The organism is Arthrobacter terrae, assembly GCF_015708085.1.
Lineage (GTDB): Bacteria > Actinomycetota > Actinomycetes > Actinomycetales > Micrococcaceae > Arthrobacter_M > Arthrobacter_M terrae.
Genome location: NZ_JADNYM010000015.1, coordinates 55,386 through 82,358, shown reverse-complemented (window position 1 = coordinate 82,358; position 26,973 = coordinate 55,386). Strand labels below are relative to the sequence as shown.

22 protein-coding genes are annotated in these 26,973 nt (G+C 63.2%); 16 read left to right on the top strand and 6 right to left on the bottom strand.

Annotated features, from left to right (window positions below; genetic code table 11):
* Window positions 1–174: 174 nt before the first annotated feature.
* From leuS to IV500_RS12725, 4 genes are all read left to right on the top strand, one after another.
* On the top strand, window positions 175–2,679 hold the full coding sequence (gene leuS / locus IV500_RS12740) for a leucine--tRNA ligase (protein WP_376770208.1): 2,505 nt from the start codon (window positions 175–177) through the stop codon (window positions 2,677–2,679).
* A gap of 11 nt (window positions 2,680–2,690) precedes the next feature.
* The gene (locus tag IV500_RS12735) at window positions 2,691–3,650 is read left to right on the top strand and encodes a DegV family protein (protein ID WP_196397185.1); all 960 of its coding nucleotides are present in this window, start codon (window positions 2,691–2,693) and stop codon (window positions 3,648–3,650) included.
* Window positions 3,651–3,812: 162 nt separating this feature from the next.
* Window positions 3,813–4,589: a type 1 glutamine amidotransferase domain-containing protein gene (locus IV500_RS12730; protein WP_196397184.1), complete on the top strand. Its 777-nt coding sequence runs from the start codon at window positions 3,813–3,815 to the stop codon at window positions 4,587–4,589.
* A gap of 147 nt (window positions 4,590–4,736) precedes the next feature.
* Complete coding sequence (locus tag IV500_RS12725) at window positions 4,737–5,279, top strand: tetratricopeptide repeat protein (RefSeq protein WP_196397183.1); 543 nt, start codon at window positions 4,737–4,739, stop codon at window positions 5,277–5,279.
* Between the two features lie 498 nt (window positions 5,280–5,777).
* On the opposite strand, the gene IV500_RS12720 is transcribed toward IV500_RS12725, so the two are convergent.
* Entirely contained in the window at window positions 5,778–5,939 is a 162-nt protein-coding gene (locus IV500_RS12720) for a hypothetical protein (RefSeq protein ID WP_196397222.1), read from the bottom strand.
* A 26-nt stretch (window positions 5,940–5,965) separates the two neighbouring features.
* Between IV500_RS12720 and IV500_RS12715 the strand changes: the two genes are divergently transcribed.
* The 3 genes from IV500_RS12715 (at window position 5,966) to holA (ending at window position 9,664) form a co-directional block, all read left to right on the top strand.
* Entirely contained in the window at window positions 5,966–6,493 is a 528-nt protein-coding gene (locus IV500_RS12715; protein WP_312875920.1) for a ComEA family DNA-binding protein, read from the top strand.
* Window positions 6,494–6,505: 12 nt separating this feature from the next.
* On the top strand, window positions 6,506–8,452 hold the full coding sequence (locus IV500_RS12710) for a ComEC/Rec2 family competence protein (RefSeq protein WP_196397182.1): 1,947 nt from the start codon (window positions 6,506–6,508) through the stop codon (window positions 8,450–8,452).
* 168 nt (window positions 8,453–8,620) lie between these two features.
* Entirely contained in the window at window positions 8,621–9,664 is a 1,044-nt protein-coding gene (gene holA, locus IV500_RS12705; protein WP_196397181.1) for a DNA polymerase III subunit delta, read from the top strand.
* A gap of 82 nt (window positions 9,665–9,746) precedes the next feature.
* On the opposite strand, the gene rpsT is transcribed toward holA, so the two are convergent.
* Window positions 9,747–10,007: a 30S ribosomal protein S20 gene (gene rpsT, locus IV500_RS12700; protein ID WP_196397180.1), complete on the bottom strand. Its 261-nt coding sequence runs from the start codon at window positions 10,005–10,007 to the stop codon at window positions 9,747–9,749.
* A gap of 330 nt (window positions 10,008–10,337) precedes the next feature.
* Entirely contained in the window at window positions 10,338–13,463 is a 3,126-nt protein-coding gene (locus IV500_RS12695) for an FAD-binding and (Fe-S)-binding domain-containing protein (protein WP_196397179.1), read from the bottom strand.
* 296 nt (window positions 13,464–13,759) lie between these two features.
* Here IV500_RS12695 and lepA point away from each other — a divergent pair, with 296 nt between their 5' ends.
* Window positions 13,760–15,613, top strand: a complete 1,854-nt coding sequence (gene lepA / locus IV500_RS12690) for a translation elongation factor 4 (protein WP_196397178.1) — start codon at window positions 13,760–13,762, stop codon at window positions 15,611–15,613.
* Window positions 15,614–15,634: 21 nt separating this feature from the next.
* Window positions 15,635–16,864, top strand: a complete 1,230-nt coding sequence (gene hemW, locus IV500_RS12685; protein WP_196397177.1) for a radical SAM family heme chaperone HemW — start codon at window positions 15,635–15,637, stop codon at window positions 16,862–16,864.
* 98 nt (window positions 16,865–16,962) lie between these two features.
* On the opposite strand, the gene IV500_RS12680 is transcribed toward hemW, so the two are convergent.
* Window positions 16,963–17,442, bottom strand: coding sequence for a DUF4870 domain-containing protein (locus IV500_RS12680; RefSeq protein ID WP_312875919.1), 480 nt, complete (start codon window positions 17,440–17,442; stop codon window positions 16,963–16,965).
* Between the two features lie 51 nt (window positions 17,443–17,493).
* Window positions 17,494–18,351 (bottom strand): DUF3097 domain-containing protein, encoded by an 858-nt coding sequence (locus tag IV500_RS12675; protein ID WP_196397176.1) that lies wholly within the window; start codon window positions 18,349–18,351, stop codon window positions 17,494–17,496.
* A 198-nt stretch (window positions 18,352–18,549) separates the two neighbouring features.
* On the opposite strand from IV500_RS12675, the gene hrcA reads away from it, so the two are divergent.
* The 3 genes from hrcA (at window position 18,550) to IV500_RS12660 (ending at window position 21,695) form a co-directional block, all read left to right on the top strand.
* The gene (gene hrcA / locus IV500_RS12670) at window positions 18,550–19,563 is read left to right on the top strand and encodes a heat-inducible transcriptional repressor HrcA (protein ID WP_196397175.1); all 1,014 of its coding nucleotides are present in this window, start codon (window positions 18,550–18,552) and stop codon (window positions 19,561–19,563) included.
* A 138-nt stretch (window positions 19,564–19,701) separates the two neighbouring features.
* Window positions 19,702–20,826 (top strand): molecular chaperone DnaJ, encoded by a 1,125-nt coding sequence (dnaJ, locus tag IV500_RS12665; protein ID WP_196397174.1) that lies wholly within the window; start codon window positions 19,702–19,704, stop codon window positions 20,824–20,826.
* Window positions 20,827–20,831: 5 nt separating this feature from the next.
* Window positions 20,832–21,695 (top strand): 16S rRNA (uracil(1498)-N(3))-methyltransferase, encoded by an 864-nt coding sequence (locus IV500_RS12660; protein WP_196397173.1) that lies wholly within the window; start codon window positions 20,832–20,834, stop codon window positions 21,693–21,695.
* A 2-nt stretch (window positions 21,696–21,697) separates the two neighbouring features.
* On the opposite strand, the gene IV500_RS12655 is transcribed toward IV500_RS12660, so the two are convergent.
* Entirely contained in the window at window positions 21,698–22,591 is an 894-nt protein-coding gene (locus tag IV500_RS12655) for a GerMN domain-containing protein (protein ID WP_196397172.1), read from the bottom strand.
* A 426-nt stretch (window positions 22,592–23,017) separates the two neighbouring features.
* Between IV500_RS12655 and IV500_RS12650 the strand changes: the two genes are divergently transcribed.
* Genes IV500_RS12650 through era form a run of 4 tightly spaced genes read left to right on the top strand, consistent with a single transcriptional unit; the run spans window position 23,018 to window position 26,902 of the window.
* Window positions 23,018–24,091: a PhoH family protein gene (locus IV500_RS12650; protein ID WP_196397171.1), complete on the top strand. Its 1,074-nt coding sequence runs from the start codon at window positions 23,018–23,020 to the stop codon at window positions 24,089–24,091.
* Window positions 24,088–24,561 carry an rRNA maturation RNase YbeY gene (gene ybeY / locus IV500_RS12645; RefSeq protein ID WP_196397170.1) on the top strand — a complete coding sequence of 158 codons (474 nt, stop codon included), beginning with the start codon at window positions 24,088–24,090 and terminating at the stop codon, window positions 24,559–24,561. Before IV500_RS12650 ends, ybeY begins: the two co-directional genes overlap by 4 nt.
* Window positions 24,558–25,937 carry a hemolysin family protein gene (locus IV500_RS12640; protein ID WP_196397169.1) on the top strand — a complete coding sequence of 460 codons (1,380 nt, stop codon included), beginning with the start codon at window positions 24,558–24,560 and terminating at the stop codon, window positions 25,935–25,937. Before ybeY ends, IV500_RS12640 begins: the two co-directional genes overlap by 4 nt.
* Window positions 25,934–26,902: a GTPase Era gene (gene era / locus IV500_RS12635; RefSeq protein WP_196397168.1), complete on the top strand. Its 969-nt coding sequence runs from the start codon at window positions 25,934–25,936 to the stop codon at window positions 26,900–26,902. The genes IV500_RS12640 and era overlap by 4 nt, the downstream gene beginning before the upstream one ends.
* The last annotated feature ends 71 nt before the right edge of the window (window positions 26,903–26,973 follow it).

Below are 26,973 nucleotides of genomic sequence, written 5' to 3'. Positions count from 1 at the left end.
CCGCCACTGTTTCCTCGACTCCGGATTCTGCCCATGCGGTAGTCTGGCTATATGGCTTACTTCCTTGGCTAGCCCCTTGCTGCTGTGATGTTGTTATGTGCGGCGTCGAGGGGCTTTTGTGCGTGAAGAAGGCAATTCGCCAACAGGCCAATCATGAGTGTAAAGGCAGGATACGTGAGCGTGCAGTCCCGGACTGAGGCAGAAAAAGACGAGCAGGGCGTCTATAACTTCGCACAGATGGAGGCTAAATGGCCTGCTGTCTGGGACGATCTTAAAATCTTCACGCCGCTGGACGATGGTTCGAAGGAACGCCGCTACGTGCTGGACATGTTCCCCTACCCCTCGGGCGATCTGCATATGGGGCACGCCGAGGCCTTTGCGATGGGCGATGTTATGGCGCGCTACTGGCGCCAGCAGGGCTTTGATGTGCTGCACCCGATCGGCTGGGACTCCTTTGGTCTGCCGGCGGAGAACGCCGCCATCGCCCGCAACGCCCACCCCAGCGAGTGGACCTACGCCAATATTGATACGCAGGCCGCATCCTTCCGCCGCTACGCCATCTCGGTGGACTGGTCCAGACGGCTGCAGACCTCCGATCCGGAGTATTACCGTTGGACTCAGTGGCTGTTTAAACGCTTCTACGAGCGGGGACTGGCTTACCGGAAGAATTCTCCGGTCAATTGGTGCCCGAAGGACCAGACCGTGCTGGCCAACGAACAGGTGGTCAACGGTGCCTGCGAACGGTGCGGTACGCAGGTCACCAAGAAATCCCTGAACCAGTGGTACTTCCGGATCACCGAGTACGCGGACCGGCTGCTCAATGATATGAACGAGCTCAAGGGGCACTGGCCGGAGCGCGTCCTGGCGATGCAGCGCAACTGGATTGGCCGTTCCGAGGGCGCCCATGTGCGCTTTGTCATCGAGGCAACGCACGACCAGCCCGAACACGAGGTTCCGGTTTTCACCACGCGGCCGGACACGCTCTACGGTGCCACCTTTTTCGTGGTCGCAGCCGACGCGCCCCTGGCCGAACAGCTGGTGACCGCGGAACACTCCCGAACGCTGATCGAATACCGCGAGCAGGTCAAAAAGCTCAGCGAGATCGAGCGACAGTCCACCGAACGCGAGAAGACCGGGGTGTTCACCGGGCGGTACGCGGTCAATCCGCTCAACGGTGAGAAGCTCCCGGTTTGGGCCGCTGATTATGTGCTGGCGGACTACGGTACCGGCGCCATTATGGCCGTGCCGGCGCATGACCAGCGGGACCTGGACTTTGCCCGGGCCTTTGCTCTGCCAGTGCGCGTGGTGCTGGACACCGGCCAGGATGATCCTGCCGTGTCCGGCGTTGCGGCTACCGGTGAGGGCATCCTGGTGAACTCGGGGGAGCTGGACGGTCTGGCCAAGGACGAAGCCATTTCCGCCGCCATCGGCATTCTCCAACGCCACGGTACGGGGGAGAAGTTCGTCAATTTCCGGCTGCGTGACTGGCTGCTCAGCAGGCAGCGGTTCTGGGGAACGCCCATCCCGATCATCCACTGCGGTGCCTGCGGCGAAGTTCCTGTTCCGGACGAGCAGCTGCCCGTGACGCTGCCGGCGGATCTGCGCGGTGAGGACCTCTCACCCAAGGGCACGTCCCCGCTCGCGGCGGCGGAAGCCTGGGTGAATGTCCGCTGCCCCCGCTGCGAGGGTCCGGCCAAGCGGGACACCGACACGATGGATACGTTTGTCGATTCCTCCTGGTATTTCCTGCGCTTTACCTCCCCGGAGTTCATGGGAGGGCCGTTTGACCCGCAGAAGGCCAACCAGTGGATGCCGGTGGGGCAGTACGTAGGCGGCGTGGAGCACGCGATTCTGCATCTGCTCTACGCCCGGTTCTTCACCAAGGTGATCCATGACATGGGAATGCTCGACGCCGACGAGCCGTTCAGCGCGCTGCTGAACCAGGGGCAGGTGCTCAACGGTGGCAAGGCGATGAGTAAATCGCTGGGCAACGGAGTCGACTTGGGCCAGCAACTGGACAAATATGGCGTGGACGCGATTCGGCTGACCATGGTGTTCGCAGGTCCCCCGGAGGACGAGGTGGACTGGGCGGACGTCTCGCCATCGGGTTCGGTCAAGTTCCTGGCACGTGCGTGGAGGTTAGGCAACGATGTGACCAGCGTCGTCGGCGCCGATCCGGCAAGCGGGGACCGTGCCCTGCGCGCGGTCACTCACCGGACCATCGCGGACGCGACTGAACTGATGAAGCAGCACAAATTCAATGTTGTGGTGGCCAAGCTGATGGAACTGGTCAACGCAACCCGCAAGGTCATCGATGCTGGTGTCGGCGGAGCTGATCCGGCGGTCCGGGAAGCAGCCGAGACCGTCGCCGTCGTTCTGAGCCTTTTTGCCCCGTACACGGCAGAGGACCTGTGGAACCGGCTCGGCCGCGAGGCGTCCGTGGCCAATGCTGGCTGGCCGGCAGTGGATGCGGATCTGTTGGTCCGCACGACGGTGACGGCGGTGGTTCAGGTCCAGGGCAAGGTGCGGGACCGGCTTGAAGTTTCCCCCGATATTTCCGAGGACGAGCTGCGCACGCTGGCCATGGCCTCCGGACCGGTCGCCAAGGCTCTGGACGGTCGAGGGGTGCGTACGGTGATTGTCCGTGCCCCCAAACTGGTCAACATCGTTCCCGCTTAGGCCCCCGCATTATGTCCCAGCGTGAGCCTGCAGTGTTGTCCTGGCTGCGCGACCAGCTGGCCGGTAGACGTCCCGGGCAGGATCCGCTGGCGGTTCGTCCCGATGTGGCAGTCATTACCGACTCCGCGTCCGGACTCCCGCTGGGCTGGGCTTCTGCTCTGCCCGACGACGGGCGGCTCACGATCGTGCCAATGCCGGTACTGGTGGGAACGGAAATATTTGGTGAGGGCATGGACGATCTTGCTGAGGCCATTGCCGTCGCCCTGGCGGCCGGAGAGCCGGTGACGACCTCCCGCCCCTCGCCTGGACAGTTTGAACGCGCGTATCTTGCGGTCAGGTCCGCGGGATTTGCCGCTGCCGTTTCGGTGCATATTTCCGGCGGATTGTCCGGCACAGTGGAAGCCGCACGCCTGGCGGCCTCGCGCGTTGACTTTCCCGTGGAAGTCGTGGACAGCCGAACCGCGGGCATGGCGCAGGGGTTTGCCGTGCAGGGCGCGTTGGTCGCTGCTGCAGCAGGGCTGGATTCAGCCGGCGTTGCCGCTGCAGCGGGAGAGGAGCTGGCTGCGGCCCGTATTTACTTTTATGTCCCCAGCCTGGATCAATTGCGCCGCGGCGGCAGAATAGGGGCGGCGGCCTCATGGCTGGGAACGGTTTTCGCCATTAAACCGCTGCTCTCCATCCAAGACGGGAAAATCGTACCCCTTGAGCGGGTGCGGTCCGCCGCCCGGGCAATCGCCCGTCTGGAGGAACTGGTGCTGGCGGACGTTGCGGGCAGGCCCCCCGGCACGGCAAAAGCCGCCGTCCATCACTTCGGTAATGAGTCCCAGGCGCGGGAGTTGGTCCAGAGGCTGCGCACGGCTGCCCCTGGACTGGCCGAAATTGGCATTACGCCTCTGCCCGCTGTGCTGGCCGCTCATGCAGGCCTCGGTGTCCTGGCCGTCATCGTTGGTGGCCCGTCCACCCGCTGCTGACCGGGCAATCATTGCTGCAACGGGGTACAAGTCTTTATCGCGTCCCCTCCCGGTGTAATTTTGGACGTTCGCGACGGCGTCGATCGGGGTGAGATTTTCCATGGAGCTGGGCAGTTTGCCAGGCACTCGCCTAGGGTTGAAGGTGGACGAAAGGAGCATTTCATGAAGAAAATCCTCATGGTATTGACCAGCATTTCCGAGATTGGCGATACGGGAGAGAAGACGGGCTACAACGTGGCCGAGGCTGCACATCCCTGGAAGATTTTTAAGGATTCCGGGCATTTCGTCGACTTCGCGTCCATCCAGGGCGGCCAGCCCCCGCGCGACGCGGTGGACTCAGAAGATCCTATCCAAGTTGCCTTCACGCAGGACGAGGCGACGCGCGCCGGTCTCTACAACACGGCGCGCGTCGACGTCGTTGATCCCGAACAGTACGACGCCGTTTACCTCGTCGGCGGTCACGGCGCCATGTGGGACTTCCCGGACAGCGAAGGCCTGCAGCACCTGGTTGCCAGCGTCTACGACGCCGGCGGCTTGGTGGGCGCGGTCTGCCACGGACCGGCCGGCCTGCTGAACGTGGAATTGGCGAACGGGCGTCGCCTCGTTGAGGGCCGGAAGGTGGCCGCTTTCACTAACGACGAGGAGGTTGCCGCGGGGAAAGACAAGGTCATCCCGTTCTTTTTGGCGGACCGGCTTGAGGAACAGGGTGCGAGCCACGTCCTGGCTGACGTCTTTGCCGAGAAGGTTGTGGTTGACGACCGGCTGGTGACTGGCCAGAACCCGGCTTCAGCCGCGGGCGTGGCCAAGGAGATGGAGAAGCTCTTCGCCGAGGTCATCCACCAGGAAAAAGCCGAGGTACAGCACGAGGCGGAGGCTCTGCGCGCCGGGAAAGACGCCGAGAAGGCAGCCGCAGCGGCCGCAGCAGACGCGGAGCACTGACGCCAACAGCGCATTGAAACTGACGGCCACCCCGACGACGGGGCGGTCGTCAGTGGTCGTTTCCCGGCAAGGTTGCCCATTTTTCTCATTCGCAGACAACTATCCAACCTGGTGGTGGACCACCTATTAGAGGTTGCATATGCGGGAGTGAGCGGCAGGACTTTAAACGACGAGCTCGACCAAATCTTCGCCGTCCGTGACCGGAACAACGTGCAGCCAACCATCGATGCTTTGCTCCCCCTCTATGCTTCCCGCCCCGGGAACGCACGGGTGCTCTTCGAAGTCGGCGGGGCATATGACACGGCAGGCCAGGAAGAAACGGCGCAGGGATTCTATGAGCACGCCCTCGCTGCCGGGTTAGAGGATGATCTGCTCCGCCGGTGCTATCTCCAGTACGGTTCAACCTTGAGGAATATGGGCGAATACAGGAAATCCTGCGAAGTCTTCACGACAGCCCGAAAAACATTCCCCGCATCGCAGGCGCTGAGGGTTTTCGAAGCAATTACCCTCCACGCCGCAGGCCAACCGAATCAAGCCATTGCTTCGCTGCTTGACCTGATGGTGGACTTCGTCCACACGCCGGATATGGATAGGTACAGACCGGCAATCAGTGGGAACGCCGCTTTCATCCGCTCGCTGGAAGGAAACGGAGCACCCCTCCAGCTGAGTCGCACTGAGGGAGCGGCTTAGGGAATGTGCGGCAACTGTGCTGGAGTCGACTTCAATAGCGGCCACTCCCACTACCACTATCGAGGCCCGACCTTACCCGAGCGGAGGCCCCGCTTACGCGCCGGGAGCCAACTGGTCCTGCACAACTGCCTTACGGCGGCGGCGGGCCCACAGATGCCGCTATGCTGTTCGCGCGCTGGCGTTATGAATCTAGCGTGGGCAATATGGTCAGGCAGGCGAGGCATTCGGGCGCGGCGGACGGCGGGCCCGGCCATCGGCTCAGCGGTCTGTTACTGCCGTTACCAGAGGAGATAAGTTCGGATGCCGCGGCGGATCCGCAGATTCCCGCTGCAGAGCATGCTGCGGGTGTGTCTTCGGCCGCCGGGAGATTTCGGTGGCGGGTCGGCTCAAACGCGATACTCATTATTCTTGCCGCGCTGGCCAGCGCGGTACTGGTCTTGGTCCTTCACGCCATGGGTCAGCAACTCGCAAACGAGAATGTTGCTGAGGCGATTCAGGTTAGGGTTCCGATAAACGGCCGGGCAGATACAGCAGGCCCGGCAGGTACAGCAGGCCCGGCAGATACAGCAGGCCCGGCAGGAACGGCAGGGGCGGCAGGAACGGCAGGGGCGGCAGGCACGACGGGGGATGGAGCATCGGCAGCGGTGTCAGGTTCGCCACCTGCTGGGTCCCAGCAACAGGGCGCGGTGCCAAATCCCGGATCCCCGGGCCCATCGAGTCCCACGGCGGGAAACAGCGGCAGCTCCGTCCTGGTGCATGTGGCCGGGGCCGTGGTCCATCCCGGAGTCGTTGAGCTGCCGTCGGGAAGCCGGGTTTACCAGGCCATTGCAGCGGCCGGCGGAGAGCTGCCCGAAGCGGCTGCAGATGCCGTCAACTTGGCGGCTGTTCTGCAGGACGGGGAACAGCTTTTCATTCGTACGAAGGATCAGGCCGCCGCGGTACCGGGGCCTGGAGCCCAGAGTGGGGCGGCGGGAGCCGCAGGTCCACCGCCCGGGGGAGCTGTTATCGGCCCGACCGCCGGCACAATAGTGGACCTCAATACTGCCGGTCTCGCGGAACTGATGACGCTGCCGAGGGTGGGTCCGGTGCTGGCTCAACGGATCCTGGATTTCCGGCGGCAGCATGGCACGTTCGCTACCGCTCAGGAGCTGGACGCCGTGGATGGCATCGGACCGAAGCTGTTGGCGTCACTGCTGCCGCTGCTGAGAGTCTAAGCAAGGGTGACCATGGATGGAGGAAGCGGCCTCGGCGACGGCGGCGGGCCGCATGGGCAGCGCTGGGAACGCTATCTCCGGGCCGCCGTACGCCAGGGGGACCGGCCCGCAGTTTCTTCCGCCGGGTGGACGGATTTGAGCCGCAGACAACGCCGTCGCGGCATTGTCGCTGATTTCATACGGCAGGTTGCGGTTAAGACGCACACGCGGGAGCACAGCGGATTCGGTACGGCATTTGAAGACACCACGGACCACGGGGACGAGGACGTCCGCCGACGGATCGACATGCGGACGGTTCCGGCGGCCATGCTGAGCTGGCTTGCGGCATTGGTCGGCACGGCACTGCCAGGCCGCGTGGCGATGTTGGCCGGTCTCCTCTGCGGCGTCCTTGCGGTGCTTACCTGGGTCAGTGTTTCCAGACGCCGTACCTCACCCTGCCGTCCGGCCACGGACCGTGGACCTCATCCGCGGTCAATCACGAATTCACTCCGCGCCAGCGTGCGACCCCTGGTTCCGGCTGCGGTGCTGGCGATCGTGTGCGGATCGGGCATCCTGCTGACGGCCGGTGCGCAGACCGGAATGAAGACGCAGGGCCCGATTGAGCAGGCGATTGCCGCGTCCAGAACCGTTACTGCTGTGCTCTTGATCCGCAGCGATCCCCGTGCTGTGAAAGGGGCAGGTGGGCGGCTGATGATCACTGCACTGCTGACCGAGGCCACGGCGGACGGCAGGAAATTCCAAGCGGCAGCCCCGGTGCTGGTAGTGGCCGATTCCCAATGGGTGGATGTATGCGATGGTCAGTACATAGCCGCCGCTGGCACGCTGCGGGCTACCGACCCGGGCACGGACGCCGTCGCCTACTTCAGCGCCAAAACAGCTCCTCGGCTGGTTACCGCGGAGACGGCGTGGTCCCGCTGGCCGAAGGAATTGCGCACCCGGTGGCGTGACGTTGTGCAGTCCCAGTGGGGTCGCATCTGGCCTGACGCCGCGGGGCTGCTGCCGGGGATGATTACCGGCGACCGGTCCGCTCAGCCCGCAGAAATGGACGCGGCCATGAAACGGGTCGGACTGACGCACTTGACGGCTGTCAGCGGGGCCAATTGCACGTTGATCCTCGGGGGCCTGATTTATCTGGCCCGATGTGCTCGTTTTCCGCGCTGGCTGGCGGCACTACTGGCCGTCGGGGGTCTTGGTGCCTTTGTTACGGTCGTAGGCCCGGATCCGAGCGTGCTGCGGGCGGCGTTAATGGGGCTGATTGGCATTCTCGCGATGCTGTCCGGACGGCCAAAACGAAGCTCGGCCCTGTTGGCGGTTTCCGTGGTGTGCCTACTGACTGCTGACCCTTGGCTGGCAGTGGACTTTGCCTTCATCCTTTCAGTGCTTGCCACATTGGGGTTGGTGCTGGTGGGGCAGCAGTGCAGCCGATGGCTGCAGACATGGCTTCCGCTCTGGCTCGCGCAGGCCGTGGCAATCCCACTAACGGCACAGCTCTTTTGCGCACCAGTGATTGTGCTGTTGCAGCCACAGCTGATGACGTATTCGCTGCCCGCAAATATGGCCGCCGCCCCCGTTATCGCGCTGGTGACGGCGGCCGGAACGCTGGGCCTGGCCATGGTGACACTCGCCCCGTGGGCAGCATCGGTCTTGGTGTTCCTCTCCGGTACAGGGGCAGCCTGGGTGGGGGTGGTGGCAAAATTCTTTTCCGGCCTGCCCGGGGCGGCGGTACCGTGGCCGGAAGGGGCGGCAGGTGTGAGCTCTATGGGCGCTTTGTCCATTGCGACCGTTGCCGTTCTATGGATAGGGGTACACCACCGCAGATTCCGTGCTGGTGCAGCGCGTGTCCGGAAGCGATTGCCGCCCCGATGGCAGCCTCTTGCCGGATTGCCGGGGGCTGTCGCACTTGCCGCGGGCTCTGGAGCGGCTCTGGGGTGGATGCTGGCCTCGTCCGGGGCGGTGTGAATCCACGGCGTGAATCCACGGCGTGAATCCACGGCGTGAATCCACGCCGTGAATCAGCGGCGTGAATCCGCAGCGTGAATCGGCGGCGGGGAGGCTTCCAGACTATGGAATGTCCGGGCCGCATGGCAGGGTAGTTTCCATGACCTATATCCAACCGTTGATCCTGCAATGACACCTGCAGCAGCGAATTCCCGTGGAACGGCGGGGACTTCCAAGGGGTCCCGCCTGGTGAGCTGGCGCGACGTTCCGCCGGCAAGCGTCGTATTGGTGCACGGGCCGGAAGAGTTCATCGCCGCGCGGGCAATGGAAAATCTGCGTCGGACGCTGCGCGGCCAAAGCCCCGAACTGGAGGTTACCGCAGTCGACGCCTCGGCCTATACCGCCGGGCAGTTGTCCATGCTGGCCAGCCCGTCGTTGTTCGGTGAGGCCAAACTGATCGAGGCTTCCGCACTGGCCAGTATGAACGATGATTTCCTGATCGACGCGCTGGCCTACCTGAAAGCGCCGGAGCCGGACGTCGTCGTGGTCCTCCACCACGGCGGGGGAAACCGCGGGAAGAAACTGCTGGACGCAGTCAAGGCCAGCGGTGCGCCGATCGTCGAGTGCCTGCCGCTGAAAAAGGACCAGGAAAAGGCGGACTTCGTCAGCACCGAGTTCCGGCAGGCCGGGCGCCGGATCGAGCCGCAGGCCGTGCGGGCGTTGGTCGCTGCTGTGGGCGCCAGCCTTGCGGAACTAGCGGCAGCGTGCAGTCAGTTGATAGCCGACGTCCCCGACGCGGAAGGGTCCGTTGCCGTCTCTGCTTCGATGGTGGATAAGTACTACGGCGGACGCGTAGAAGCGACGGCCTTCCGGGTCGCCGATGCCGCATTGGCCGGCAATGCCCCGGTGGCGCTTTCCTCGCTACGGCACGCACTGGCCACCGGGGTGGACCCGGTACCGCTGGTGGCAGCGTTGGCCATGAAGGTCCGGACGCTTGCCAAAGTATATTCGGCCCGGGGGAGTTCAGCGCAGATTGCCAAGGACCTCGGGATGCAGGCCTGGCAGGTTGACTCGGCCAAACGGGACATCGGTGCGTGGACCCCGGAGGCGCTGATCACCTGCATCCAAGTGCTGGCCGAGGCCGATGCCCAGGTCAAGGGAGCGGCCAAAGATCCTATCTATGCAGTGGAAAGAGCCGTTACGGTAATCGCGACCTCCGCCCGGCGCCGCTAGCGCGGGGAAAACAGCGGCACCAACGAACTGTGGCCGGCACCCGGAGGTGCCGGCCACAGCCGATGCGCGAAGCAATGGATTCCTAGAGAGCGCTAACCTTCTTGGAGATGGCCGACTTCCGGTTGGCGGCGTTATTGGCATGGATAACACCCTTGCCAACAGCCTTGTCCAGCTTGCGGCTTGCGCTTGCCAGCGCGAGCGTAGCGGCATCCTTATCAGTTGCCTCTACCGCCGTGTTGACTGCGCGGATAGCGGTCTTCAACTCGGATTTCACCGAATTGTTACGCTGGCGCGCCTTCTCATTGGTAAGAATGCGCTTCTTCTGGGACTTAATATTAGCCACGTATAGACTCTCTTTTTTAATGCGGACTTCGGTCGTAGAGGGCGTAGGTTGACCATTGACAGCGGCGTGGGGATGCTCGAATTACGGTGAACGTCCGGCCAACCTGTAGTGACCGCCGACCTGCACGGGCACACAGCTTCTAATGCTAACAGACCGCAGCAGAGACTTACGTCCCGAGTTGCCGGCGCGCCTGCACGTGTACCTTGCGCCACGATCAAAGCACCGTGCTCAAAGTAGCGTGCTCAAAGGTGTCCCGCCGGGGAACGTGAATTTTGGTGAACAAAGCTGGATCCCTGCTACAACCAACGGCGTTGGATGCCGTCGTGAATTCTACCGGCGCTCATGAGGCAAGGACTGCCGCCGCCGCGATAGTGCCGCTGCGGCGGCGGCAAGGGCGCCTGTCGCTAGGACAACCATGGCTGCGACTGCCATATGCGAGTCCTGCCGGGATGCCCGCGGACGCTGCGCGTAGGCCTTTTCCGGCTCTTCCCCGCTGCCCGCCGGATCTCCGTGCAGCGCCGCGGCCAGCAGCTCAGCCAGATGCATCCCCTCGCGTCCGCCCGCGTCGCCCTGCTCAATTTGAGTCCGGCAGCTGAACCCGTCGGCCAGGACAACATCATCTGTCGCGGCGTCGCGCAGGGCCGGGAAAAGCACTCGTTCCCCGCATGCCTCGGAGACGTCATAGTGACCCTTCTCGAAGCCAAAGTTTCCGGCTAACCCGCAACAGCCGGAGTCCAGCACTTCCGTTTCTACTCCCATCTTCTGCAGCAGCGACAGATCCGCCTCAAAGCCCATCACCGCGTGCTGGTGGCAGTGCGTCTGGATCAGGGCGTGGCGGGCCAGTAGCGGTGGTTCCCATCCTGGGCTGTGTTCGCTGAGCAGCTCGGCCAGGGTGACGGTTTGCTGGCGCAGGCGCTGCACATCGGTGTCATGCGGGAAGAGCTCGGCCGCATCGGAGCGGAAGACCGCAGTGCAGGACGGCTCCAGTCCCAGGACCAGGGTGCCCGCGCGCAAATAGGGGGAGAGAACGTGCACCGTGCGCTGGAGCACTTTTTTGGCAATATCAAGCTGACCGGTGGAAATCCAGGTCAGGCCGCAGCAGAGAGCTTCCTCCGGGACCACTACTTCCCAGCCCGCAGCCTCGAGGACTTCCACCGCGGCCTGCGCCACGTGCGGATGGAAGGAGTTGCTGAAGGTATCGGGCCATACCACCACCGGTCCCCGGTGACCGCTCCCGTGCGGGCCGCGCTGCTGATACCAACTTTGAAACGTCTGCGGCGCAAACTGCGGGATTTGGCGCTGGGGTGCAGCACCGGCCGCGGCTAGTGCCAGGCGGGAGAGGCCGGGCGCCTGGGAGAGTGCGTTAATGACCCGCGGAAGCCGGCTGGCCAGCTGCGCCCAGACCGGGAGCCAGCCCATGGAGTAGTGCGCCAGCGGACGCAGCCGTCCGGCATAATGGTGGCTGAGGAATTCCGCTTTGTAGGTTGCCATGTCCACATTGACCGGACAGTCCTTTTTGCATCCCTTGCAGGCCAGGCACAGATCCAGTGCGTCGAGCACCTCGGTGGAGCGCCAACCGTCCTGGATAGGCGAGTCCGGATGCCCCTGCAGCATTTCAAACAGCACACGGGCTCTGCCTCGAGTGGAGTCTTCCTCTTCGCGGGTCACCATATACGACGGACACATGACCCCGCCTTCGTGCCGGCGGCACTTGCCCACTCCTACGCAGCGAAGCACGGCGGCATCAAAACTTCCGCCGTCTGCCGGAAAGGCAAAGTGCGTCTTCAGCTGTGCTGGCTGGTAGTCCGTTCCCAGCCGAAGATTCTCATCAATCCGGTACGGCGCGGCCATTTTGCCGGGATTCATCCGGTTGTCCGGATCGAAAATGGTCTTGAACTGGGCAAACGCACGGATGAGCTCCGGCCCGTACATGATGGGCAACAGCTCGGCCCGGGATTGCCCGTCGCCGTGCTCCCCGGAGAGGGATCCGCCGAGGGAAACCACCAGTCGGGCGGCGCGTTCCATAAACTCACGGAACTTGGCCACACCAGCGGCGGTAACCAGGTCGAACGGTATCCGGGTGTGCACGCAGCCCTGCCCATAATGTCCGTACAGGGACGCGGTGTCGTAGCCGAACTCCTGGTAAAGCTTCCGCAGTTCCCGAAGGTATCGGCCGATCTGCTCGGGTGCCACAGCGGAGTCCTCCCACCCGGACCACATATTCGCAAGTCCCGGCACCTGTGCGGTTGCTCCAAGGGCCGCCTCGCGGACCTGCCAGATCTGCTCTTGACGAGCGTCGTCGTCGTACACCGTCACGGAAGGTTCCGAGCCAAATTGCTGCGCTGCCTGTGCAAACGTGTGCGCGTCCGCCGCGGCCTGCTCCGGGGTGTCCGCGCCGAACTGGACCAGCAGCCAGGCACCTTGACCTTCGGGCAGATCGTGGTTCGCGGTCGGGTTGAGACCTTTGGCCTGCTGATAGCTGATGACCTTGGAATCGAAACCCTCCAGCGCGATCGGGTCGTATTTCAGCACTGCCGGTACGTCGTCGCCGCTGCTGCCCGCGTCCGGGTAGCCCAGCAGCACCACCGACCGGGCGCGGACTACCGGCATGAGCCGCAGCTTTGCCCGGAGCACCAGAACGCAGGTGCTCTCCGAACCGACCAGTGCCTGCGCCAGATTGAACGTGTTCTCCGGCAGCAGAGAATCAAGGTTGTAACCGGAGACCCGGCGTGGAATCTCCGGATAGGCGGCCCGGACGTCGGCGCCGTAAGTATCGCGCAGAGTCCGTAGTTGTCGGTAGATTTCCGCCCGACGACCGCCCGAGCGGACTATGTCAGCGTATTCCTGATCATCCGTGGCGGACACTTCCATCCGGGTGCCGTCCGGCAGCATGACCTCCAGGGCCAGCGTGTTATCCACCGTTTTGCCCGTACGCTGTGCCGTGGCACCGCAGGAGTTATTGCCGATCATCCCACCGAGCGTGCAGTGATTGTGGGTGGCCGGTTGGGGCCCGAATTCAAGGCCGTGCTCCGCCAGCTGCGCATTGAGTTCGTCCAGCACAAGGCCCGGTTCAACCCAGCAGCTGCGGTCGTTGACGTCAACGGAGAGCAGTTGGGTGCAGTACTTGGAAAAGTCGACGACGACGGCGGCATTGGTGCATTGCCCCGCCAGGCTTGTACCGCCGCCCCTGGACAGGACCGGTGCGCCGAAATCCCGGCAGACCAACATGGTTTCCGCAGCCGCCTCCACAGTGCGTGGGACCACCACGCACACCGGAATTTGGCGGTAGTTGGACGCGTCAGTGGAATACGCTGCGCGGGATCCTGCGTCGAAGCGGACTTCCCCTTCCACACGTTCGCGCAGAGCCTTTTCGAGTCCTGCAACGTCTAAATGCGGGACGGGAGCGGCCGGATCCGCCGGCCGGACGACGGGTTCCGGAAGATCAATACGTGTCATGACTTGGCCTTTGTTAGTCCCGCACCCGAAAACGCCATTGCTGTTGCAGCCCGCATCCGTTGTGCCCATGCTAGGACTGCCGCTGACCGGAAGTACAGGGCACAGCGCCGGAGGTACAGGGCACAGCGCCGGAGGATGGGCGACTTTCAGCCCAGCCGGCTGGATGCGCCCCCGGGCAGCATCCCGTGGGAGACTGTTAGGGTGCCCGTGGCGCGGATTCGATCGGTTGATGTGATCGGCCGGGACCAGCACCGGGCTCGTCCCGTCCTCGTCCCGTCCAACAGTTAGGAACGCGAGTGTCCCCCATGGCCCGCACCGCCCCGGTGCCCGCTGCCACCGATCCGGCGATCATTAGGAACTTTTGCATCATCGCCCACATCGACCATGGGAAATCCACCCTGGCGGACCGGATGCTGCAGCTGACCGGTGCCGTGCAACAGCGCGATATGAAGGCCCAGTATTTGGACCGGATGGACATTGAGCGCGAACGCGGAATCACCATTAAGTCCCAGGCGGTCCGTGTGCCGTGGGAAATGGACGGAACCGCTTACTGCCTGAACATGATTGACACGCCCGGCCACGTGGACTTCACCTATGAGGTCTCCCGGTCCCTGGCGGCCTGCGAGGGTGCCATTTTACTGGTTGACGCCGCGCAGGGCATCGAGGCCCAGACCCTGGCGAACCTGTATCTGGCGATGGAAAACAACATGACCATCATCCCGGTGCTGAACAAGATTGACCTGCCGGCGGCGCAACCGGAGAAGTATGCCGCGGAGATCGCAAATCTGATCGGCGGGGAGCCCGAAGACGTCCTGCTGGTTTCCGGCAAGACCGGGATGGGCGTCGAGGCCCTGTTGGATCAGATCGTCCGGGACATTCCGGCCCCGGTGGGGGACCCGGCGGCTCCGGCCCGTGCCATGATTTTCGACTCGGTGTATGACACCTACCGTGGGGTGGTGACGTACGTGCGGGTGGTGGACGGGCACTTGAAACCGCGTGAACGCATTCAGATGATGTCAACCCGGGCTACCCACGAGCTTCTGGAAATCGGTGTCAGCTCCCCTGAACCCACTGTCTGCAAGGGCCTGGGTGTTGGTGAAGTGGGCTACCTGATTACCGGCGTAAAAGACGTCCGGCAGTCAAAGGTCGGTGACACCGTGACCACGCTGAACAAACCGGCGGCGCAGTCACTCGGTGGTTACCAGGACCCCAAGCCGATGGTGTTTTCCGGTCTGTACCCCCTTGACGGCACCGATTACCCGGTGCTGCGGGACGCGCTGCAGAAATTCACCCTCAATGATGCGGCCCTGGTGTATGAGCCGGAGACCTCTGCGGCGCTCGGTTTTGGTTTCCGCGTGGGCTTCCTGGGCCTGCTGCACTTGGAAATTACCCGTGAACGGCTGGAGCGGGAGTACAACCTGGACCTCATTTCTACAGCCCCTAACGTGGAATATGACGTCACTCTGGAGGACAAGAAAGTCCTCACGGTGACCAACCCCAGCGAGTATCCCACGGGCAAGATCGCCGAGGTCCGGGAGCCAATGGTGGCTGCCACGATCCTGGCTCCCACGGAATTTGTCGGTGCGATCATGGAGCTGTGCCAGCAGCGCCGCGGCGTCATGGGGGGTATGGACTACCTCTCCGAGGACCGAGTGGAGATCCGCTACCGGTTGCCGCTGGCGGAAATTGTCTTTGACTTCTTCGATTTGCTCAAGTCCAAAACGCGCGGCTACGGCTCGCTCGATTGGAAGGCCGACGGCGGCCAGGTTTCGGACCTGGTCAAGGTGGACATCCTGCTGCAGGGTGAACAGGTGGACGCGTTCAGCGCCATTACGCACCGTGACAAGGCCTACGCGTACGGAGTCATGATGACGGGGAAGCTGCGTGAGCTCATTCCCCGCCAGCAGTTTGAAGTCCCGATTCAGGCGGCCATCGGGGCCCGCATCATTGCACGCGAAAGCATTCGTGCGATTCGCAAGGATGTGCTGGCCAAGTGCTACGGCGGCGACATCACGCGGAAGCGCAAATTGCTGGAGAAGCAAAAAGAAGGTAAGAAGCGGATGAAAATGGTCGGCCGGGTCGAGGTTCCGCAGGAGGCTTTCATTGCCGCGCTGTCTTCGGATGACTCCAAGGACAAATCGAAAAAGTGACAGGTCAACCGGAAAGCAGTCATGCCTAGCGCTCTGCCCCTTGGCGATCCGGCACCGGGCGACGGCGTGCTGCCGGAGCAGGCGGCAGAGGGCGCCGCTGGGCGCATGTTCAGCCTGTATGCACATATTCCGTTTTGTGCCGTTCGCTGCGGCTATTGCGATTTCAATACCTACACAGCAACGGAGCTTGGCGGCGGCGCGTCCCAGGATGCCTACGCCGCCACGGCTGCTTCGGAAGTGTCCTTCGCCGCCCGGGCGATGCAGGAGTCCGGACTGCCGGAGCGGAAATTGGGTACTGTGTTTTTCGGCGGTGGCACTCCGACGTTATTACCCGCCCGAGACCTCGTTTCGGTGCTGCGTTCGGCAACTGATGCCTGGGGGCTAGCCGAGAATGCCGAGATTACTACGGAGGCCAATCCCGACTCGGTCAGCCCCGACTCCCTGCAGGAACTGGCCGATGGTGGATTCACCCGGGTCTCCTTCGGCATGCAGTCCGCCGTCCCGCACGTTCTGCAGGTTCTGGACCGCACGCATGAACCGGCCAGGGTACCGCAGGCCATCGAATGGGCACGGAACGCCGGACTCAAGGTCAGCGTGGATCTGATCTACGGAACGCCGGGGGAGTCCGAACAGGATTGGGAGATATCCGTACGGACGGCTCTGAGTTACCAGCCGGACCACATTTCCGCCTATTCGCTCATTGTCGAGGACGGGACCAAACTAGCTGCCCAGATCCGGCGCGGCCAGGTCCCCGGCATCGAGGATGATGACCATGCCGTCAAGTACACGCTGGCGGACGAATTGTTTCAAGCCGCTGGGCTGTCCTGGTATGAGGTCAGTAACTGGGCGCGGACACCGGAGGACGCCTGCCGGCACAACCTGGCGTACTGGCACGGGGACGACTGGTGGGGGATCGGCCCAGGGGCACATTCGCACATCGGCGGAGTCCGTTGGTGGAATGTCAAACATCCTACGGCCTACGCGGAACGTCTGGCGCGGGGCCTGTCCCCGGCGGCCGGACGCGAGACGCTGAACGACGAAACCCGCGAGATGGAAAGGATAATGCTGCTGACGCGACTGTCCGGCGGAATCCGGGTGGACTCGCTGTCCGCGCCGGCCCGGCGCTCCATGCCCCAGCTGATAGCGGATGAGCTGGTAGACGGCCGGGCTGCGTTCACCGGTGTACTGCAGCTGACGCTCAGGGGCAGACTGCTGGCTGACGCCGTCGTGCGAAGGTTACTTTCGGACTGACGCCTGGTCGGGGCCGCGTGCGGACAGTCACCATATGTAGACAATCACCGTTTGTAGATCAAACCGTTTGTCGACAATACCGTTTGCCGACAACACCGTCAGTGGATCAGGCGAAGACTGAACATGTAGCGGTACGGCTGGCCGCGGTTAACCTGCACGGCGGCAAGGACTGAGTAGACCGTGAGGAAAATCCAGATCCCCACCGCGATGAACGCGAAGACGGTACCGGTCAGAGGTGAAATGCCCGAGAAAATGACCGCAATGATGTTTGCCACTGCCGCCACGATTGTCGGCGGGGCGGTGAAGTTCAGGGCTTCTTTGGATTCCTGTTCGGTGAACGGTCCGCGGTCCCGGAAGACCAAATAGATAATCAGCGACGGGATGAAACCGAGAACCCCGCCGCAGTGGGCCATGAACGCCCACTGCCTGTCTTCGGCGGGCGTTAATGCCGGTGCGCTGGCAGGGACAGCCTCGTAGTGCGCAGGCTCCCGGCGGTCCGCAGCTGGTTTGGCTCCGGCACTGCTGGTGCCGCCGCCGTCGTTTCCGTTACCGCTGCTGCCGCGTGCTGTCTTAGCCACTGGCTGTTTCCTCTATCTCAAATTGGCCGAGCGGATGCTCGTTAGTTTCTCCTAGGATACTGGAACAGTCAGGAAATCGATCACTTCCTCCACGCGCCCCAGCAGTGCCGGCTCAAGATCGGCGTAGCTTCCGACCTTTCCCAACAGCCTCCGCCAGCCCAGTGCGATGTCTGTCGGCGTCCGGTGCGGCCAGCCGAAGGACTGCAGGATTCCCACTTTCCACTCCACCTCGCGGGGCACCTGCGGCCACGCCTGGATACCGAGCACCTGCGGACGAATGGCCTGCCACACATCCACATAGGGATGCCCCACAATGAGCACATTATCCCGTGCCCCCGGCACCCGCATGGCATCGGCGGCTATCTTGGATTCCTTGGAACCGGGGACAAGGTGATCAACCAGAACGCCGAGCCGGCGGCCAGGACCGGGGGAGAATGCGCGGATGGCGCCCGCAAGATCGTCGACGCCGTGGAGGGGTTCCACGACGATTCCCTCCACGCGCAAATCGTCTCCCCAGACTTTTTCGACCAATTCTGCGTCGTGCTTGCCTTCCACCCAGATCCGGCTGGCCTTCGCAATCTGCGCACGCATCCCGGTGACCCGGACCGAGCCGGAAGCTGTCCGGGTCTTCGTTACGTTGGTCACGGTTTTTTTGGCCACGGGGGCGATGATTTCGACCGGACGTCCTTCGAGTAAAAAGCCGAAGCCAAGTTGAAAGGATTTTGTCTTCCCGCGGCGGTCTTCAAGGACCAGGATATGCATGCCGCCGGACTTCTCGGTCCGCAGCACTGCGCCCACCCAGCCGCTCTGCACGTCCTCCAACACCAGCCCCGCGGTGGCCGGAACCTGGGGCAGGGCGGTTCTACCGGGGGCGGAAAGGTCCTGCGGACCCCACTGGTCATAACTCACGGCGTGTACCTCTCATCGCGGAGCTCCCATGCTAACAACCCCATGCGCACAGCAAATACTGACCGGTGTACTGACGGCCCCTGCGCAGGCCCGGCGGCGAAAGTATTAGACTTAGCAGTTGGACACGTAGAGTGCTAATGTCGGCCGCGATGGGTGAACGCGCGGCTTTAACGAACCAAACCGGGTGGAGGTGGGTTGATGAGTGAGCGGCGCAAACTTGAGGTTTTGCGGGCGATTGTCGAGGACTACGTCCATTCGCGCGAGCCCGTCGGGTCCAAGGCCTTGGTCGAACGCCATCATCTCGGTGTGTCCAGCGCGACCATCCGCAACGATATGGCGGCGCTGGAGGAAGATGGCCTGATCACTGCTCCGCACACCAGCTCGGGCCGGATCCCGACGGATAAGGGCTACCGGCTCTTCGTCGACCGGATCTCCGCCGTTCAACCACTGTCGGCCGCGGAACGGCGCGCCATCCAGGCGCTGCTGGACGGCTCCGATGATTTAGATGAAATCCTGGACCGCACCGTCCGCACCCTCGCGCAACTGACTAATCAGGTCGCCGTCGTGCAGTACCCACGGACCACGTCCGCCACGGTGCGGCATATTGAATTTGTCCTGCTCGCCCCGCACCAGGTGCTGATTGTGCTGATCCTGGGCACCGGCAAGGTTGATCAGCGCGTGATCGACGTCGGCCAGCAGCTGGATGAGGCAACGTTGGCCCAGCTGCGCGGCAGCTTTCTGGCCGCCGTGCTGGGGGCCGAATTGGCTGCGCTGCCGGCAGCACTGGCGGCGGTCCCGGGGGGCCTGTCGCGGGAAACGAGACAGGCCGGTCTCCGATTGGCTGCCGCACTCGCGCAGCTGGCAGTTGCCGCCCGCGAAGACCGCATTGTCATGGCGGGAACCGCGAACCTGGCACGGTCAAATGTCGACTTCCCGCTGAGCATCGGCCCGGTGCTGGACGCGCTTGAGGAACAAGTCGTCATGTTGAGACTGCTCACCGACATGGCACAGGATGCCAGGGGAGTGTCGGTGAGTATTGGGCGGGAAAACCCGCACGATGCCTTGGTGGAGGCGTCGGTGGTCGCGACCGGTTACGGGCCGGATGCGCTGGCGAAGATCGGCGTGCTGGGCCCTACCCGGATGGACTACCCCAACACGATGGCGGCGGTGCGGGCGGTGGCCCGCTATCTGTCCCGGATCTTGGCCGGCTAGGGCGCGCACCGGCCAGAATCACAGACATACATACATACAGCCATACAGACATACAGACAGATAAGGTCTGGCCTGAGTGCGGCGCCGTGAGGTGCCCGCAGCCGGCCGGGCAGAGGACAACAGAGAAAGTATGAGAACTTGAGTAACCATTACGACGCATTGGGTGTATCCCGGGATGCCACCGGCGAGGAAATCAAGAAGGCCTACCGCAAACTGGCGCGCAAGTACCACCCCGACGTAGCCGAGGGGGAGGACGCCCAGGATCGTTTCAAAAATGTCAGCCACGCATACGAGGTGCTCTCCGACCCCGCCAAACGACGTATCTACGACACGACCGGAAACGAAAACGGAACGGACAACGGCTCGGGTTCCGGCTTCGGCGGCCAGGGTTTTGCCTTTCAGGACATCTTCGAGACCTTCTTCGGCGGTTCCGGACAATCCGGGCCGGCCTCGCGGACCCGTCGGGGCCAGGATGCGCTGATCAATATCCGCATTGACCTGCGCGACGCTGTTTTCGGAGTCAATAAAAAGATTGAGGTGGAGACCGCCGTGGTCTGCCCCACCTGCGACGGTGGCTGCTGTCAGCCCGGCACGCATCCGACCACCTGCGACATCTGCCATGGCAGCGGCCAGGTGCAGCGTCCGGTGCGTTCCATCCTCGGCCAGGTGATGACGGTGGCGCCGTGCGGATCCTGCCAGGGAATTGGGACCATGATTCTGGATCCCTGCAATGAATGCAACGGCGAGGGTCGCGTACGCAGCCGCCGCACACTGACCATCAAGGTTCCCGCGGGGGTGGGAACCGGTACGCGCATCCAGCTCGGCGGCCAGGGTGAGGCCGGTCCTGCCGGTGGTCCAGCCGGCGATCTGTATGTAGAAATAAAGGTCAACAACGATCCTTCGTTCCTGCGCGACGGCGACGATCTGCACGCCACCTTGAGCGTGCCGATGACAGCGGCCGCGCTGGGCACCGAATTAACGTTGGAAACGTTCGACGGCGAGCAGCCGATCAGCGTCAAGTCCGGTCTGCAGTCCGGTGAGGTCATCCTGTTGCGCGGCCTGGGTGTGACGCATCTGCGCGGCTACGGCCGCGGGGACCTTAAGGTCCATATCAATGTCGAAACGCCCGTGCGGATTGACGCTGCCCAACAGGATCTGCTCAAGCAGCTGGCAGCGCTGCGCGGTGAACAGGTCAGCGAAGGTAAGTTGGTGACCAGCGGTGGAATGTTCTCCAAACTGCGGGACAAGTTCGGGAGCCTCTAGGGCGAATGACCAGCCCCATATTCTTTGCCGGTGCCGGTGAACTCGCTGCGCTGGATGTTGGTTCGGTTTTTGTCCTTGGCGGGGCGGAGGGCCGGCACGCGAGCACTGTCAAACGTCTTGCTGCCGGCGAACGGATCCATCTGGTGGACGGCGCCGGGCGACGGGTCACCGCTGTGGTGCGCTCGGCAGGTGCCGGCGAACTGACTGTGCTCGTGGACGGCGTGAGCGTCGAACCGGGTCCACTTCTTCGACTGGTCTTGGTCCAGGCCCTCGCGAAGGGTGATCGCGACGAACTGGCCATCGAGGCGGCCACTGAACTCGGTGCCGACGGTTTCGTCCCCTGGCAGGCCGAGCGTTCGATTGTCAGGTGGAAAGGGGAACGGGCCGCAAAGTCTCTGGCGAAGTGGCGCGCTATTGTCGCGGCCGCGGCAAAACAGGCCCGGCGCGCCTGGATCCCTGACGTCACGGAGGCTGTGGAAACCACCGCCCTATTGCCACGCATCCAGGCAGCGGCACTTGCCCTGGTCCTTCATGAAGATGCACGGCAGCCGCTCACCGACGCCCTGGCGCAGTGGTGTGCGCAGGACCTGGCTGCTGAGGACTTGGCTGCGCAGGACCTGGCTGCTGAGGACTTAAGCCGACGGGAAACGGCTGGTCACCAGTTGGCTGCGCTGGAACCCGGTAGTCCGCGGCAAATCCGGGAGATCCTCATTCTGGTCGGACCGGAGGGCGGTATTAGCCCTCGGGAGCTTGATCTGCTCACGGGAGCAGGTGCGGTTCCGGTACGCCTTGGCCCGCATGTGCTGCGCTCGTCCACTGCCGGCCCTGCCGCCGTCGCCCTGCTCAGCGTTGATCTGCACCGCTGGTGAAGTCAACTGACTGTAATAGTTTTTGAGTCAATGCCGTCCTGCGCGGCAGGGTCGGTCGGAACAGCGCGGAAGACCCGTAATTCATAGGAGCCCGCCGGCGGCTGCAGGCTGAAGCTGAAGTCGCCCAGCTGGGCGGGACCGGTGCTGACTGCTACCGTCCCGCTTTGGTAGGGGCTCTCGCGGCCGTCCGATCCGCGTTTGATCAGCTGCCAGGCAAGTTCTCCCGTGCCGGAGATTCCCTGGCCGGTGACCAGTACCGGGGATTTGACCGTGCTGCCCTCCTGCGGATCAATGATCCATACCGGGGCGACAAATCCGCTGTCCCGCACCAGCGGTTTATCCAATTTAACCTTGTCGAACGCCAAATAATCGGTGTGGCCGTCAACCAGCAGCGAGACCTGGACAGGCTGGTTGGCGACGATGAGCCCTGCGTTGGCCGCGGCCGCGGTGGCCGTGTAGACGAGTTGGGCCAAGGCACGCTGGGCGATGCCTTCATCGACGTTGGTGCTGAAAGCGTCGGCGGAAATATCCACTGTGATGACATTCTTAGCGGAGATGGACACACCGAGTTTGCTGGGTTTCTTCCACGGCGTGAAATAGTCGCTGTCCAGTGGCTTATCCGTCGTCATGGCCAGCAGTGCCGCCTGGATTGGATCACCGTTACCCTCAACGGCAAGGAACTCACGGTACAGAAAGACGCCGTTGCCGCTGTGTCCGAGCCAGTAAACCGGGAGCTTGGCCGAGGATTGAGCGGATTCTAAGGGAGCCGCCGTGACGGCGGAGGTCGCCGAGCTGCCGGCCGAAGCGGGCATGGTCGTGTCTGCCGGCGGCGGCAGACTGTCAGGGGTGCAGCCGGTGAGAAACAGCGCGGTGCAAAGAACAACGACTGAGGCCACAGCGCAGCGCCGGGAGGTTCGCTGCCGGGGTAGAGACGCAGAAAGAGGTAGAGACGCAGAAAGAGGCACAGACCTGATGACGCATCCTTTCCGCGAAAACCCCCAAGAGCACCCCGCCGACGCCGGGGTCCTAACCACCCTTGCACAACGTCCGGCGCCGGACTGACCTCAGGGCGCTTTCCGGCGGAACTGAAACCGTATCGAAACCCTTTTGAGATCGCGCCGATATTATTTGTGTCCGAGCTGTGAGCCCCGCTGCCTGCCGGCTTCGCTCAGCGTCTTCGCTTGGCGCTCCCGGTGCGGGTTCCTACGGCGCACGCCCCGCAGGGGCCGAAACCAGTGCCGTAGGATAAGAGGGAAGGACGTGGTGGGAAAACACGTCAACTACGCCAGGGAGAGATTCAGGGCCGGAAGCGGCCTGCCGATATGACAGATTCAACAGCAAGCAATCACCCTTTGCGGCACCCCGCAGACACCTCCTTCGTGGAGGCTGCGCAGCCCGGCACCCGGACCGAAGTAGTTTCCTTCGATTCTCCGGAGCAAATGGTGCAGTCCTTGGGTGCGCAGGACGAGGCGTTGCGTTTCGTTGAAGCCGCTTACCCTACGCTGGACTTTCACGTCCGCGGCAACGAACTCGCCATCTCCGGCCCGGCGGCCGACGTACCCCGGATCATGCGGCTCTTTGAAGAGGTCAGGGGGCTGGTGGAACGTCGGACGACCGTAACCCCCGCCGTGCTTGAACAGCTCGTTTCCATGCTGCACTCCCAAGCGGCATCACCCGTTGACGTACTCACCCACAACATCCTCTCCAGCAGGGGCCGCACCATCCGGCCCAAGACGCTGAATCAGAAAAATTACGTGGATGCTATTGACGCCAACACCGTTGTCTTTGGGATCGGCCCGGCGGGAACGGGAAAGACCTATCTGGCGATGGCCAAGGCTGTCCAGGCCCTGCAGCAAAAGGAAGTCACGCGGATTATCCTCACCCGACCGGCAGTCGAGGCCGGCGAACGGCTGGGCTTTCTGCCGGGTACGCTGAGCGAGAAGATCGATCCGTATCTACGTCCCTTATATGACGCCCTGCACGAGATGATGGATCCGGAATCCATTCCGCGGCTGATGGCCGCCGGTACGATCGAAGTGGCGCCGCTGGCCTATATGCGCGGCAGAACGCTCAATGACGCCTTCATTATTCTCGACGAGGCTCAGAACACCACGCCGGAACAGATGAAAATGTTCCTGACCCGGCTCGGGTTCGGTTCGAAGATGGTGGTGACCGGTGATGTGACCCAGGTTGACCTGCCGGCCGGGGCCCGTTCCGGGCTGCGGATAGTGGAGAAAATACTCACCGGCATCGACGATATCCATTTTTCCTTTCTGGAGGCCGCCGATGTGGTGCGGCACAAGCTTGTCGGTGACATTGTCAGGGCCTACGGCCGCTGGGACGAAGAGCAGATCCTTAGCGGATACAGCGGCCACTCCGTGAACGGACGATCATGAGCATCGAAGTCAACAATGAATCGGGAATCTCCGTGGCGGAGACGGAACTAATCCGGCTGGCACGGTTCATTCTCGAACGGCTCTATGTCCATCCGCAGGCCGAGCTGTCGATCATTCTGGCCGATGCGGCGGCGATGGAGAAGCTGCACATCGAGTGGATGGATGAGCCGGGGCCAACCGATGTGCTGTCCTTCCCGATGGACGAGCTGCGCCCGGGTACGCCGGATCGGCCCGCACCGGCCGGCCTGCTCGGGGACATCGTGCTCTGCCCGCAGGTTGCCACCGAGCAGGCAGAGGCGGCCGGGCATCCGATGGATGAGGAGCTGCTGCTGCTCACCACGCATGGTCTCTTGCATCTGCTGGGCTACGACCACGGCGAGCCGGAGGAGAAGGAAGAGATGTTCACCCTGCAGCGGGAACTGCTTTCCGGCTTCCTGGGTAAGGACGCACCCCGGGAGACCATGCAGTGATCACCCTGGCGTTGACCGCTATGGGACTTGTCTTCCTTGCCTTTGCGGCCGTGCTGACCGCGGCGGACGCGGCCTTCAATTTCTTCCCTCGGCATGATGCCGAAATTGTGGCGGCGCACAGCCGGGGGGTTTCGCTGGCGAAAATCATGGCCGCTCCCGTCACGCACATGAACGCGCTGCGGTTCTGGCGGGTCTTTTTCGAAATGGCCGTCGCTGTCTCCGGTGCGGTCCTTTTTCTGAACTTGATGGACAATATCTGGCTGGCCGGGCTGGTGGCCACCGCCGTTATCACCGTCATCGCGTTCGTTTTGGTCGGTGTATCTCCGCGCCAGCTGGGCCGGTTGCACTCCGCCGCGGTCGTTGGAAGGACTGCTGCACTGGTGCGTTTTCTGTGCTGGCTGTTGGGCCCGGTACCCGGCTGGCTGGTTCGGCTCGGAAACATTGTGGCTCCGGGGGCTCCGATCGGCGACGATGCCTTTGTCAGCGAAGAGGAGTTCCGCGAGTTCGTTGACCGGGCGAGCGATTCGGAGATGATCGAGGACAACGAGGCGGAATTGATTCAGAGCGTCTTTGATCTTGGCGACACCGTGGTGCGCTCGGTCATGGTGCCGCGAACGGACATGGTCGGCATCGACAAGGGTTCCACGCTGGCGGAGGCCATGACGCTGTTCCTGGACTCGGGCTACTCCAGGATACCGGTCATTGGTGACAATACCGATCAGATCCTCGGCATCCTGTACCTGAAGGACGTCGTGGCCACTGAACACCGGCTGGCCGCAGACGGAACCGCTCCGGCTGTGGAAATAATTGCCCGCGCCGTGCGCTACGTGCCCGATTCCAAGTTAGTGACGGACCTTCTCAAGGAACTGCAGGTCGAATCGACCCACGTCGCTATCGTCATCGACGAATATGGCGGCACTGCGGGGCTGGTGACGCTCGAGGATCTGATCGAGGAGATCGTCGGGGAGATCGTGGATGAGTACGATTCCGAGGCCCCGGAGGTCCAGGACCTGGGCCACGGCCGTTATCTGGTCAGTGCGCGGCTGGGTGTCGATGATCTGGGCGAGCTTTTCGGGCTGGATCTGGACGACGACGAAGTGGACACCGTGGGCGGACTCCTTGCCAAACATTTGGGCCGTGTACCCATCGTTGGCAGTGAAGCGCAGGTGGCCGGAATCCGGCTGCACGCGCAGCGGCTGGAAGGCCGGCGTAACCGCGTCAGCCATATTATTGCCACCGCCCCGCTACCGGCGGACACTGAATCTACGACCGACAACGCCTTCAACGCCACCATCTTGCACGACGACGACAGCAACAGCGCCGGTAACAGGGCCGACAACAGCGCCGGTAACAGCGCGACAGGGAGCAAAGCATGACAAAGTCCAGGAATAAGGACCAGCAGGGTACCGATGACCAGTACGGGGGTTTCCATGCCGGCTTCGCCGTCCTGGCAGGGCGCCCGAACGCGGGAAAATCCACCCTGACCAACGCCCTGGTGGGGCAGAAGGTGGCTATCACCTCGGCCAAGCCGCAGACCACCCGGCACACCATTCGTGGCATCGTGCACCGGGAAAATTTCCAGCTGATCCTGGTGGACACCCCTGGGCTGCACCGTCCGCGGACCCTGCTGGGACAGCGGCTCAATGACCTCGTCGCAGCCACCTTGTCCGAGGTGGACGCAATTGGTTTCTGCCTGCCGGCCAACGAAAAGATCGGTCCCGGGGACCGGTTCATTGCCAAGCAGCTGGCCAATGTCGGCAATAAGCCCATAGTCGCCCTGGTTACTAAAACGGATCTGGTGGACCGGCAGGCGCTGACCGAACAGTTACTGGCCGTGGCTCAGTTGGGCCGGGAGGTGCTCGGCGCGCAAGGGTGGGCGGACATCGTTCCCGTATCCGCCGCGGACGGGTTCCAGGTGGAGACTGTCTCCACCGTGCTGGCCGGCTTCATGCCGCCTTCCCCTCCGCTGTACCCCGATGGTGAGCTCACCGACGAACCGGTGGCCGTTATGGTGGCGGAGCTGGTCCGCGAGGCCGCGCTGGAAGGCGTCCGCGACGAACTTCCGCACTCCCTGGCCGTCGTCGTGGAGGAAATTATTCCGCGCGAAGGCAGGGCGGAGGACAACCAGTTCCTGGATGTCCGGGTGAACCTCTACGTTGAGCGTCCCTCGCAGAAAGCCATCATCATCGGCCGGGCGGGCTCGCGGCTCCAGGAGGTGGGCAGCGCGGCGCGCAAGGGCATCGAAGCGCTGCTGGGAACGCGGATCTATTTGGACCTGCACGTCAAGGTGGCCAAGGACTGGCAGCGCGATCCAAAACAGCTGGTCAAACTCGGCTTCTAAGGCCAACGGGTGGGGCACCGGCCGGGTAAAGGTTGCGTCCAGCTAAGTGCCCCTACACTTATCTGAGGTAT

Bases quoted from the DNA above. Each gene is read 5' to 3' on its own strand.
- IV500_RS12650 (WP_196397171.1), top strand. From the start codon at position 23,018: ATGACAGATTCAACAGCAAGCAATCACCCTTTGCGGCACCCCGCAGAC.
- IV500_RS12660 (WP_196397173.1), top strand. From the start codon at position 20,832: ATGACCAGCCCCATATTCTTTGCCGGTGCCGGTGAACTCGCTGCGCTG.
- holA (WP_196397181.1), top strand. From the start codon at position 8,621: ATGACACCTGCAGCAGCGAATTCCCGTGGAACGGCGGGGACTTCCAAG.
- IV500_RS12735 (WP_196397185.1), top strand. From the start codon at position 2,691: ATGTCCCAGCGTGAGCCTGCAGTGTTGTCCTGGCTGCGCGACCAGCTG.
- IV500_RS12730 (WP_196397184.1), top strand. From the start codon at position 3,813: ATGAAGAAAATCCTCATGGTATTGACCAGCATTTCCGAGATTGGCGAT.
- ybeY (WP_196397170.1), top strand. From the start codon at position 24,088: ATGAGCATCGAAGTCAACAATGAATCGGGAATCTCCGTGGCGGAGACG.
- IV500_RS12695 (WP_196397179.1), bottom strand. From the start codon at position 13,463: ATGACACGTATTGATCTTCCGGAACCCGTCGTCCGGCCGGCGGATCCG.
- era (WP_196397168.1), top strand. From the start codon at position 25,934: ATGACAAAGTCCAGGAATAAGGACCAGCAGGGTACCGATGACCAGTAC.
- hrcA (WP_196397175.1), top strand. From the start codon at position 18,550: ATGAGTGAGCGGCGCAAACTTGAGGTTTTGCGGGCGATTGTCGAGGAC.
- IV500_RS12710 (WP_196397182.1), top strand. From the start codon at position 6,506: ATGGATGGAGGAAGCGGCCTCGGCGACGGCGGCGGGCCGCATGGGCAG.
- hemW (WP_196397177.1), top strand. From the start codon at position 15,635: ATGCCTAGCGCTCTGCCCCTTGGCGATCCGGCACCGGGCGACGGCGTG.